11 protein-coding genes and 1 riboswitch are annotated in these 11,863 nt (G+C 50.0%); of the genes, 6 read left to right on the forward strand and 5 right to left on the reverse strand.

All coding sequences use genetic code 11. The features are described from left to right. Positions 1-48 precede the first annotated feature (48 nt). From cobO to AC4PME_RS07030, 5 genes are all read left to right on the forward strand, one after another. Positions 49-642, forward strand: a complete 594-nt coding sequence (gene cobO, locus AC4PME_RS07010; protein WP_119500114.1) for a cob(I)yrinic acid a,c-diamide adenosyltransferase — start codon at positions 49-51, stop codon at positions 640-642. After that, on the forward strand, positions 642-1,499 hold the full coding sequence (locus AC4PME_RS07015) for a cobalamin-binding protein (protein ID WP_491045210.1): 858 nt from the start codon (positions 642-644) through the stop codon (positions 1,497-1,499). Before cobO ends, AC4PME_RS07015 begins: the two co-directional genes overlap by 1 nt. Next, complete coding sequence (locus AC4PME_RS07020; RefSeq protein WP_491045138.1) at positions 1,492-2,454, forward strand: cobalamin biosynthesis protein CobD/CbiB; 963 nt, start codon at positions 1,492-1,494, stop codon at positions 2,452-2,454. The genes AC4PME_RS07015 and AC4PME_RS07020 overlap by 8 nt, the downstream gene beginning before the upstream one ends. Beyond that, complete coding sequence (cobD, locus tag AC4PME_RS07025) at positions 2,451-3,500, forward strand: threonine-phosphate decarboxylase CobD (protein WP_491045137.1); 1,050 nt, start codon at positions 2,451-2,453, stop codon at positions 3,498-3,500. Before AC4PME_RS07020 ends, cobD begins: the two co-directional genes overlap by 4 nt. Before the next feature lie 53 nt (positions 3,501-3,553). Continuing rightward, positions 3,554-3,707, forward strand: a riboswitch (cobalamin riboswitch). A gap of 165 nt (positions 3,708-3,872) precedes the next feature. Next, positions 3,873-5,711, forward strand: coding sequence for a TonB-dependent receptor plug domain-containing protein (locus AC4PME_RS07030; RefSeq protein WP_491045136.1), 1,839 nt, complete (start codon positions 3,873-3,875; stop codon positions 5,709-5,711). 49 nt (positions 5,712-5,760) lie between these two features. Here the strand turns inward: AC4PME_RS07030 and AC4PME_RS07035 are convergent, their stop codons facing one another. Continuing rightward, positions 5,761-7,758, reverse strand: coding sequence for a cache domain-containing protein (locus AC4PME_RS07035; protein ID WP_491045135.1), 1,998 nt, complete (start codon positions 7,756-7,758; stop codon positions 5,761-5,763). 270 nt (positions 7,759-8,028) lie between these two features. On the opposite strand from AC4PME_RS07035, the gene AC4PME_RS07040 reads away from it, so the two are divergent. After that, the gene (locus AC4PME_RS07040; protein ID WP_491045209.1) at positions 8,029-9,717 is read left to right on the forward strand and encodes a DUF8614 domain-containing protein; all 1,689 of its coding nucleotides are present in this window, start codon (positions 8,029-8,031) and stop codon (positions 9,715-9,717) included. Between the two features lie 66 nt (positions 9,718-9,783). Here AC4PME_RS07040 and AC4PME_RS07045 read toward each other — a convergent pair whose 3' ends face one another. From AC4PME_RS07045 to folB, 4 genes are read right to left on the reverse strand one after another with little or no spacing between them, the layout of a single operon-like run. Beyond that, complete coding sequence (locus AC4PME_RS07045; RefSeq protein WP_491045134.1) at positions 9,784-10,155, reverse strand: histidine triad nucleotide-binding protein; 372 nt, start codon at positions 10,153-10,155, stop codon at positions 9,784-9,786. 18 nt (positions 10,156-10,173) lie between these two features. After that, a complete protein-coding gene (locus tag AC4PME_RS07050) occupies positions 10,174-10,974 on the reverse strand; it encodes an undecaprenyl-diphosphate phosphatase (RefSeq protein WP_491045133.1) in 801 nt (266 codons plus the stop codon). Positions 10,975-10,976: 2 nt separating this feature from the next. Next, positions 10,977-11,471, reverse strand: coding sequence for a 2-amino-4-hydroxy-6-hydroxymethyldihydropteridine diphosphokinase (gene folK, locus AC4PME_RS07055; protein WP_119500105.1), 495 nt, complete (start codon positions 11,469-11,471; stop codon positions 10,977-10,979). Further along, positions 11,471-11,836, reverse strand: coding sequence for a dihydroneopterin aldolase (gene folB / locus AC4PME_RS07060; RefSeq protein WP_491045132.1), 366 nt, complete (start codon positions 11,834-11,836; stop codon positions 11,471-11,473). Before folB ends, folK begins: the two co-directional genes overlap by 1 nt. Positions 11,837-11,863: the final 27 nt, after the last annotated feature.

Below are 11,863 nucleotides of genomic sequence, written 5' to 3' on the forward strand. Positions count from 1 at the left end.
GAACATCAGAGTCAGGCACGGCCCTGAAAACGTAAAAGGTACAAAAACATGAGTGAACAGGATAAACATAAAAAGCGCATGCAGGCGCAAAAAGAGAAAGTAGACGAGCGCATTGCACAGGCCACGGAAGAACGGGGCATTTTGATTGTGATCACCGGAAACGGTAAAGGCAAGTCAACGTCGGGTTTCGGCACTGTCACGCGGGCAGCAGGTCACGGTCTGAAAGCTGCCGTGGTGCAGTTTGTCAAAGGCACCTGGCCTTGCGGCGAACGGGATTTGCTGCAACAGGTAGGTGTACCCTTCCACGTGATGGGAACCGGCTTCACCTGGGAAACTCAGGACAAAGACACAGATATTAAAGCCGCCACCAAAGCCTGGGAGCAGGCGAAAGTCTGGCTCAACGATCCGTCCATTGATGTGGTCCTGCTGGATGAAATTACTTACATGCTGACCTACAAGTATCTTGACCTCGATGACGTCATTGATACCCTGAAAAACCGCCCGGTAAACCAGAGCGTGGTCGTGACCGGACGTGCCTGCCACCGCGCAGTTATCGATATCGCAGATACTGTCAGTGAAGTGCAATCCCGCAAACACGCCTTCGACGCCGGCATTAAAGCGCAAAAAGGAATCGACTGGTGATGAGATTGCGCTTTCTGCTGCCTTTTCTCTGTTTATTTCTGTCTGTCGCCGTCCGTGCTGACGATTTACAGAAACAACAACTCAGGTTAATCGTGCTGGCGCCGCATCTGGTTGAGTCAATGTATGAAATCGGTGCCGGCGATCAAATCATTGCCACCACCGACCATTCCGATTACCCGCAGGCTGCCTCATCCATTCCGAGAATTGGCAACTACGCCCGCTTACAGATTGAAAAAATCCTTCAGTTACGACCGGATGTTGTGGTTGCCTGGCGAACCGGTAATCCTGCTGAAGATTTACTGCGATTGGAAAAGTACAATATTAATGTGGTGTATACCCAACCGGGCAAACTGGAAGACGTGGCAGAAGAGATCCGCTTGTTAGGTCAAATCACAGGCCGGGACTCCACCGCCAACCGCATTGCAGATGACTACCTTATGCGTCTTGAAACCTTAAAAAACAGGTATAACTCTGCCATGCCGGTGAGCGTATTTTATGAACTGTGGGCCCGGCCTCTCCGCACGGTTGCCGGCGAAGCCTGGTTGCAGCAACAAATCGCGGTATGTGGCGGAGACAATATTTTTGCAAGTATTGATGACGATTATCCTCAGGTCAGCCTCGAGCAGGTGTTGTCAGCCAGACCACAGATCATTATTCAACCTTCAACCCACGGGCGGGGACAGCCGGACAAAATGGACTGGCAAAAATGGCCCAATATTCCCGCCGTAGAGAATGCATTTATTCTCACTCCGGATGCAGACAAAGTTCACCGCATGACCACCCGCATGCTCGGGGAAGTAGAAAGTATGTGTGAAGGCATAGACAAAGCACGTCGGTTTTACGCCTCTAATGAATGAATGGGTAGTCATCCCGCTGGTGTTGTGGCTGGCCCTGCTCCTTGACAGGTTACTGGGCGAGCCAGCACGCTTTCACCCGCTGGTTGGCTTCGGTACCCTTGCCGGTAAGGTTGAGCATTTTCTTAACCGTGCTCCGGCGTCATCATTCAGTATCGTTACCGGTTCGCTGGCGCTAATGTTGCTTACCGTACCGGCCTTCTGCCTTGTGCTTTACTTACAATGGACATTGAACGGCTGGCTGTACGTTATTTTCAGCGCACTGACGCTTTATTTATGTACCGGCCTGCAAAGTTTGCGTGTTCATGCGCTGCAGATTGCCGGACCGCTGAGCAGGAACGACCTCACCACCGCCAGACACTTTACCGGTTATATGGTGTCCAGAGATACAACCAGCCTGAGCAAAGACGAGATGGCCAGCGCCACGGTTGAATCCGTGCTGGAGAACGGGAATGACGCTGTTATCTCCGGGTTGTTTTATTTCGCAGCCGGAGGACCTGCATTCGCCCTGCTCCACCGGCTGGTGAACACGCTGGATGCCATGTGGGGCTACAAAAATGTCCGTTACTTTTACTTCGGACGGGCTGCTGCGAAAGCTGACGATATGATGGCATTGCCCGGCGCCTGGCTTTCTGCTGCAGGCTACTTAATACAAAAACATCCGCGACAGTTGTTTACCAACCTGGCTAAGAGCCGGAAACAATCATCAACCTATAAAAGTGCTAATGGCGGGCTGGTTATGGCTGGCGGCGCACATGCGCTGGGCGTGACCATCGGAGGCGGAACGCCGGTTTATCACGGTGTATCTGTGCCGGCACCGCAACTGGGCAGCGGCAGCAAACCAGAGCCGGAGCATATCCGGCAAAGTCTCACTCTGGTAAGTAAAGCTGCAGTGTTATTCTGTGTCGTAATATCAGTTTTTTCCGCCATATTCGCTGCCGGAGCACTTTCATTTTGACGTCATCACCTTTAACTCCATCATCTTCTGCGTCACCGCTTGAGCATGGTGGCCGCCTGCATGCAATCGCACAGCAATATAACCGGCCGGTTGCAGACTGGCTGGACGTATCTACCGGCATTGCGCCGGAAAGTTATCCGCTACCGGATTTACCGTCTTCAGCCTGGCACCGTCTGCCCGAAGTTACCCCTTCGTTTCTTAAGGCAGCGTCAGACTATTACGGCTGTGACAGCCTTTTACCGGTTGCCGGGTCACAGAGCGTTATTCAGCACTTACCTGCCATAGTCAGCCGCGCGGGGCGCAAACCATCCCGTGTATGGGTGCCGCATCCGGGCTACAAGGAACATGAAAAAGCCTGGACAGATGCTGGCATACAGGTTTACCGGTACCGGCATCTCCCTCATCTGACCGCACTGAAAAGCGGCGATATTGTTGTAGTGATAAACCCGAACAACCCGACAGGCACCCTTGAAGAGAGGACCACACTCGCTCCCCTTCAGGAACAACTGCATGCGCTCAACGGCCTCCTCATCATTGACGAGGCATTTATGGACTGCACACCGGAACATTCCATGTTGCAGTCTCTGCACGGGGATAACTTACTGGTATTGCGCTCGGCAGGGAAATTCTTCGGCCTTGCCGGCATCCGCGCCGGCTTTTTGTTTGCATCCCGTCAATGGCGGGAACGTTGCTCCGCGGTACTGGGCCCCTGGCAGATTAACGGGCCGGCATTACATGTGCTGGAATCCGCATTTAACGATGTGTCATGGCAATCAGCGCGGCGCCGGCAACTCAACGAGTCTGCATTGTGGATGGGTAACTTACTGACAACGCACTTCGGCGTTAAATGTTCGGGCACACCGCTCTTTTGCACCATGCCACATCCCCGCGCTCCGGACCTGTTTTCAGCATTCTGTGCTGAGGGGGTTTATCCCCGTCTTACCGATGAGAAAGACGCACTGCGGTTTGGTATGGTCACTGTTTCGCAAAGACCCCGCCTGGCACAAGTTGTCGCCAGGGTGGGCGGGATCATAGAAAGGCCGTAAATTTAGTGCCAAACCGCCTGTTCACATTGACTTTAGCCTCTGCTGTTTGTAAGGTTGCGCCCGCTGTTTCAGGTGCTTACCGGTACACACCGATGTGTATTTGGGTAAGGTAAACGGGAAGTGTGGTTCTAATCCACCGCTGCCCCCGCAACGGTACAATGCAGTTAATGCATTCAGCCCGACACCGGCCTGTCAGACAGTTTTTTACGAATGAAGCGGAGGGCTTCATCGGATTGCATTGTTCGTGACTACCTTATGCATTTCATTCCTGCATGTAACACCATGCCGGATGTTCAGGCTAAACTGACTTTACGTTTCCGCACTCCCTTTCCCTCCTTCAATCGTTGACACCAATAAGATTGAGGAACACACATGAAAACCAGCAAACTGGCCCTGGCCGTTGCTATGAGCTGCGCTGCTACATCTGTTATGGCGGCAGACGCAGGCAGTACAGAAGACGCTATTGAACACGTTGTCGTATCAAGCCGTATTGCCACGCCACTGCGGCAACTGGCAACCTCCGTATCTGTTGTTACGCAGGAAGAAATCGAACTTCGCGGTTATGCCAACCTGGCAGAAGTACTGCGCATTCAGCCATCCATTCATGTGACTGACAGCGGCGGTATCGGTTCGACGTCGGCACTGCGGATCCGTGGTGAAGAAGGTTACCGTACGCTTATCCGTATTGACGGCGTGGACATCTCTGATCCAACTGGCACACAGGTTCAACCCCACGTTGGTCAGTTACAGAGCGCCAATGTGTCGCGGGTAGAGATCCTCCGTGGTACACAAGGCCTGGTATACGGCGCAGATGCCGGTGGTGTTATCAACATTCAGACCGGTCGTGTTGAACAGGGTACATTTGGCAGCGTGTCCGCCTCTGCCGGCGCGTATAACACCAATAACATTGCCGGTGAAGTGGGTGCCGGTACAGAACTGGTCGACGGTTATTTGTCAGTGTCCGATTACTCAACAGATGGCTTTAACGCACGTCTTGACGATACCACCCTGCAGGATGATGACGGCTATGAAAATACCACCGTGCACGCCCGCGTGAATGTTCGTCCGGTTGAAGATTTATCTCTGGGTTTTGTTGTCCGTAATAACGACGGTGAAGGTGAGTTTGACCATTGCTACAGCGATGGTTACGTAGACGACTGTCAGAGCAATTTCAAACAGACCAACTTTCGCGTAAATGCAAACTACGAAACAGATTCAGGTAACCAGCAACTGGCGTACTCTAAAAGCCTGGTAGAGCGTGAAAACCTGACTCTCGGCGAGCAAAGCTACTTCACGAAAGGGAATATCGAGCGTGTCGAATATCTGGGTAATACACAGGTAAATGCTCAGAACAACGTAGTTTACGGTATCGACTGGGAGGAAGAGAGCATTACATCTTCCGGAGAAAGCCGCACACAGACCGGTTACTACGCCGAGCTGCAAAGCGAATTTACTGAAAACTTATTCACCACCGCCGGCGTTCGCTACGATGATAACGAAGATTTCGGCGAACATGTCAGCTTCCGTCTGAGTTCTGCATACATCTGGGCACTGGAACAGGGTGATTTGAAATTACGTGGTGCATACGGAACAGGTTTCCGCGCGCCGAGCCTGTACGAAATTCAGTACAACCGTGATTTCGGTTATGCCCCTGCTTCAGACATCGATTTGAAAGAAGAAACCTCAGAAGGTTACGAAATCGGCCTGCAATTTACCCCGGCTGCAGGCACATCTGTTGAAGTGGTTTACTTCGATCAAAAAATCGAAGACGCCATTTCTTTTGATCTCGCCACTTACTCCGGTTATCTGCAGGAATCCGGCACGTCGTATTCTGACGGTGTCGAGCTGATTGGTCAGTGGGCGGTAACAGATGCCTGGTTACTGAAAGCTAACTATACCTATAACGATACCGAAGATGCCACCGGCGCTCAGCGCAGCCGTCGGCCCCGGCAACTGGGTTCATTAGGGGTTATGTATCAGTACGAAGCACTGACCGCAGAAGCTAACGTCCGTCTGGTCGCTGATGCAGTCGACAGTGGTGTAAAGCTGAAAGACTATGCACTGGTAGATGTGAGCGCACGTTACAGTGTTAATGAGCACCTGGACGTATTTGGTCGCATTGAAAACGCGCTGGATGAAGATTATCAGGGCGCATCAGCATTCCGTTCACGTGGACGGGCAGCCCATGTTGGTCTGACTTACGCATTCTGATAGTTGTGCATTAATACAGACAAAAATGGCTGCCCCGGGCAGCCATTTTTTATTGCTGTGATTTTACCGGTTGATTTGGCTCACCGATAATAGCGATAACATCATTATGATAACCGTCTGACGTTTTATATTCCCGGTAGCCTTTTGATACAGCAAAAGCCAGAATATATTCCTCGCCGTTAATCTCATGAATACCTGCACCTTTGTGCCCGTTACCACCTTTACTGATGGTATCCGGCAATGTAATTCTGTCACCGGTTTTCCAGTTTGCATTGTCAGTGGCACTGATCACGTGCCCGTTCCTGTCGGTGTACAGACCAAATATACCGTCATTTTCCCCGCCGGTGACATCCTCCAGCATTTGTTTAAACTCGGGCCCACTGTCGAACACCAGTCCGATCCCACCATTTACCTGACCGTCATTGGCAATCGCAGCGTTGTAAATGTAGGTGTACTTATCTTCATAGTAATGACAGGGCACAAATTCTGATACACAAAATTGCTGTGAACTTTTCAGGTTAAACACCTGTCCGGCCCCTGTATCAGCATGAACCGTGGTCCCTTCCAGCGCTTTCATTGCCGGACGGGAAACGGCAACGATCTTTCCATTCCGGTCATAAATATACAGGCCGGTATAAACAGTATAGAGATCGTTAATATAGCCGAGCACGCCGGCCATTGCTGCAGCATCATCAGGGGAAATCTGCCTCTTGTTGAGTACGCTTTGAAACAAACCGGTAAGTGCCCACCAACGACAGTCGTTCGCCCGCTCATAGAGATTTCTGTCCATGATATCGATGGCAAGAGCAGCCTGAAAAATCAGTCCGTCGTAATGCGTGTTCAGCGCAGTATTCATCAACTGACTTACTGAGTCGGTAAAAATTGTTTGCATTTGTCTGCCAATTTGCCGGATCTCTTCCAGAATAGGAATAAACTCGTCAGCATCACTGCGGGCAGCAGCTATCCGTCCGTTAAGCACAACGAGATCCAGGTCCTCAGTCACAATTTTCGCCTTGTGACGTATGTTACTCAATGCCGGTGAAAAGCCTTGCCAGCGCTGAACATCGTCACTGTTTTCATCACTGTTTTCAGAATGTGCCGACATGCTGGCAAACGGCAGCAATACACATCCTTGCCAGCCAAGCCCGGCATAGCCCTGATAGCCGCGTGTCCGGGCTACGGTACAGTAGTACTCATGCTTACCCAGAGTAATGATCTGATTGCTGCGACTGACATTCAGCGCTGTCCCCCGTGGTAGCACAGTTTCGTCAGCCGACACCAGTGTATTTCCCTGCTTATCGAGCAGTGCCATGATCGCACCGGACCCGTCATCCAGATCGGCAAACAAACTGCGCATCTCACCTTCCAGCTTGAAACTCATACATAAAACGCCGGTAACACGTTGAGTTTCAGGATCTTTCACAGGCGCAAGGAAAAGGGAGGACAAGGGAAAGGCTGGCCTCAGAGGAGAATAGCGACAAATTTCCAGATATTCATGTTCGCCGGTCAGTACTTCTGCAATCACCGGATCATCGCCGGAAATATCTGCGCCTGTATCCATCTGCGCTTTTAACTGTCCGGTCTCATCAAACAACATAATGTCATCATAGACAGAATACTTGGCAGCATATTCAGTCAGGCGTTTTACTATGGCTGACGTATCCGGTACGTGATCTGTGCTGTCACTCAGGAAAGCCAGTATGTCAGCATCAGTTGCCAGAAATCCAACGTCTGCAGTGCGTTCAAACAGATTTCGGACCGGTATATCAATGAGTGTTTGCGCTACAGCCTGATTTTTTACTCCGCATTGCTGCATGTTTTCAGACAGCAGATTTTCTATAAGGATTTCCTGCAGCTCGCTGAATTCGGCTTTTGTTTCCAGCATATTGCTGAGCAAACTCTGGGGTACATTCAGAGAATTGATTTTGCCGACCAGTGCCACCTTATCCCACCAGCTGTTGAGACTGACCAGATTCGATTTATGACCGGATACTGTTGTAAAAATATCGAGGAACTGACTTTTATTATTTTTGAGTAGCGCTTCCACTGTGACACCTTATACTTTAGTATAAATTATTGTTTTTAATCAGAATTTTTAAATTACCCTAGCAGATATTAAAACGCTAGTTTGTATAAATTTTGTTAAATCTGGCTTTTTTTTAAACTTTTTTATGCGTCATGCCGGCGTAAGTTGTTAAAAGGACTTCCCCTTAACAGACGGATATTCAGCGCAAGTGACCGCAGCAGATGTTGAACATGCACAATGTTTTGTGTATCAATCGGTGGGACAAACTTGTTTGGAAAAATAACGATGATAATGAATACCCGTAAAGCCCGTTTGAGTATTGCCGTCGCCGCTGCCGTTTTTGCGCTGTCAGCCTGCTCAAAAGCACCGGAAACGACAACCACCCATACACCTGAAGCGCAATCTGCTTCAGAAAAATCCGGCCAGTTGCTGGTCGACCCTGCCCGTCTATCTATTTACAAGCCTGTCGAATTAACCACTGATCTGTCACGTTTTTCTGATGATCAGAAGGCCATGCTTTCGCTGCTCATCGATGCCTCTGTCATCATGGACAGACTTTTCTGGAAGCAGGCGTTCAGTGGCGATAAAGATACGTTCCTGAAGTCTTTCAGTAACGAAGACGTTGCCCGTTTTGCAGATATTAATTATGGCCCCTGGGATCGCCTGAACGGTGACGCCGCTTTTCTTAAAAACACAGACAGCAAGCCCGCCGGCGCAGAATTCTATCCTCACGACATGACTAAAGAGGAGTTCGCGGCAGCAGACTTTGCGGATAAGGACGGCCTTTATTCGCTGGTAAAACGCAAAGACGACGGCTCTCTTTACAGCGTACCCTACTCAGACGCATACAAACCTGAGCTTACCGAAGCGGCGGCGCTGCTGAGAAAAGCCGCAAAACTGGCCGGCAATGAAGAATTTGCGAATTACCTGAATTTGCGGGCAGACGCCCTGTTAAGCAACGATTATTACGCATCAGATATGGCCTGGATGGACATGAAAACCAATCCTGTTGAACTGGTGATTGGCCCCATTGAAACCTATGAAGATCAGCTTTTCGGTTACCGTGCCGCCTTTGAAGCTTATGTTCTGATTAAAGACCTGGCCTGGAGTGACAAACTGTCTAAATACGCGCAGTTTTTGCCGGAGTTGCAAAAGGGCTTACCGGTACCGGATGCCTACAAAGCAGAAATGCCCGGCTCCGATGCTGATTTAAACGCCTATGATGTCATCTACTACGCAGGCCACTCCAATGCGGGCAGTAAAACTATAGCAATTAACCTGCCTAATGATGAGCGGGTACAGCTGGCGAAAGGAACACGGCGTTTGCAGCTTAAAAACGCCATGCGCGCCAAATTCGACGAGATCCTCATGCCCATTGCAGATGAACTTATCAACCCTGAACAGCGCAATCACATCACCTTCGACGCGTTTTTTGCCAATACCATGTTCCATGAAGTTGCTCATGGTCTGGGTATCAAAAACACGCTGGACGGCAGCAGCACCGTGCGTGCCGCACTGAAAGAACATGCATCAGCCCTTGAAGAAGGGAAAGCTGACATTCTCGGTTTATACATGGTGCAGAGCCTGCTGGAAAAAGGCGAGATCACTGAAGGTGTACTTGAAGATTACTACGTGACTTTCCTTGCCGGGATTTTCCGTTCCGTGCGTTTCGGTGCCAGCTCTGCCCACGGCAAAGCCAATATGATCCGCTTTAACTTCTTTGCTCAACAAGGTGCGTTTACCAAAGATGAAGACGGCTACTACAGCGTAAACATGGAAAAAATGGGCAGCGCGGTAGAAGCACTAAGCCGGTTAATATTAACTTATCAGGGTGACGGCGATTACGACGGTGTCGCAAAACTGGTGGACGAAATGTGGATCATAAAACCTGAATTAGCGTCTGACCTGGCGAAGCTCGAAGCCGCTAATATTCCTGTCGATATTACCTTTAAACAAGGTAAAGACGTTCTGGGATTGTAGAAATTAAAAAGCCCTGCATGTTATTGCAGGGCTCGTCGGGAGGTTACATTCTCTGTGACTTCCTGCTTATTCCAGCGCTGTCTTCAGCTTTTCAGTGTACGGAGGCCAGCCCAGCGGCTTACCTGCCAGTACGTGCAGATGAATGTGATAGACCGTCTGACCACCGAACTCATTGCAGTTCATTACCGTACGATAGCCCTGCTCTGCGAAGCCCTGTTCTGCGGCTACTTTCGCAGCCACATAACTTAAGTGCCCGACCACGGCACGATCCTCTTCTGTAATGTCGTTAATAGTTGCAATGGGCTTTTTCGGGATCACCAGAAAGTGCACCGGCGCCTGCGGATTAATGTCTTTGAATGCCAGCGCCAGATCATCTTCATAAATGATATCAGCGGGAATTTCTTTGTTGATGATTTTCGTAAAAATAGTCTCTGACATTCTAATTCTCCATGCAGGTTAAGCGAACACGAACCAAAGCAACACCGCGCCTAAAATCATGCGGTAGATCACAAACGGCAGCATGCCGATACGGGAAATCCAGCTCAGGAACAGGAAAATACATAAATAGGCACTGATGAACGAGAATGCCGCACCGTACAGTAACGCACTCCAGTCTACTGCTGTTGTCGCCTGAACTAAATCAAAGGTTTTCAACGTACCGGCTCCCAGAATTACCGGAATAGACAGTAAGAAAGAAAACCGCGCACAACTCTCGCGGTCCAGACCCAACATCAATCCGGCCGTCATCGTGATGCCAGAGCGTGATGTGCCCGGGATCAGCGCCATCACCTGAGCGAGACCAATGATGATCGCCTGTTTCATGGTGATATTTTCCAGCGACTGTGTGTGTGTCGCTTTCACGTCGGCATACCACAATAAGAGTCCGAAAATAATGGTTGTGGCCGCTATCACCAGCGCAGTTCTGGCATTCATTTCAATCCAGTCATCCAGTGCCAGGCCCACAAGCACAGCAGGAATAGTCGCCAGAATGACATACCAGGCAAGCTTGCTGTCGGTATTCTGATTCTTTGTAAATCCTCTGGTCAGCCAGGCCACTGTCATTTGCGCGATTTCCTGACGGAAATACAGCATAACGGCCAGCAAGCTGCCTACGTGAACAGCCACATCAAAGGCCAGCCCCTGACTATCCCAGCCAAGCAGTTCCGCCGGCAACAACAAATGTCCCGAACTGCTGATTGGCAAAAATTCAGTTATACCCTGGATCAGGGCAAGAATAATAATTTCAAAAAGCGTCATCCCTAAGAATCACTCCATGTAAAATCGATTGGCCATAGCCGTTGGGAAGTTTGATCGTATTCCTGCCACAACTGCCGGTAGGTTTTTCCTGTTACGGGGTGCACGTGGTCAGGCAACAGTTCTGCAAGGGGTTGCAGTACAAATGCATTGTGCAAAATTTCTGCCCTCGGCAACGCAACAGGGTGCGTTGTCACTACGTTGTCGTAGGTTAATAGATCTAAATCCAGAGTGCGAGCACAATACTTTTTTTCACTGTGAGTCCGGCCATTTTCACGCTCAATCGCTTTCAGCGTAGCATTCACATCACCGGGACTTAAAGTCGTTTCAGCACTGATCACACAGTTATAAAACGGTGAACCATCAAAGCCAACCGCTTCACTTTCAAACATTCTTGAACACGTTACCGCAGAAAAGTGACGTTTTAAATAAACGTACCCTTGTCTGGCGTACCAGGTACGCTGAACATTTGTGCCCAGGCTGATGGTAATAAGGTGCATCAGTCACCACGACTCTGTTCAAAGACCACTGTCACTGTATTCACATCCGGCAGAATATCCGGCTTGGTGATCGCCAGCTTAATGTGCCCGACAGGAAAGCTCTTAAAGACAGCGTTCATCACGTGGCCGCCCAGGGCTTCAAGCAACTCAAAGGTCTGATCGGCGGCGGCATCCTGAACGGCTTTTGCCAGCAAAGCATAATCAATAGTGTCTTTTACATCATCGCTTTGCATTGCCGCAGACAGATCGGCCTGTACGGTCACGTCAAAAAGCAGTGTGGTTTTGCGGGTCCGCTCCCAGTCATATACCCCGATCAGGGTATCAACTTTCAGACCGGACAGAATAATGTGTTGCGTTTGTGGCATAGGTTACAGCGCCTGCGGCTCGCCTTA

This window comes from Alteromonas sp., from assembly GCF_984505615.1.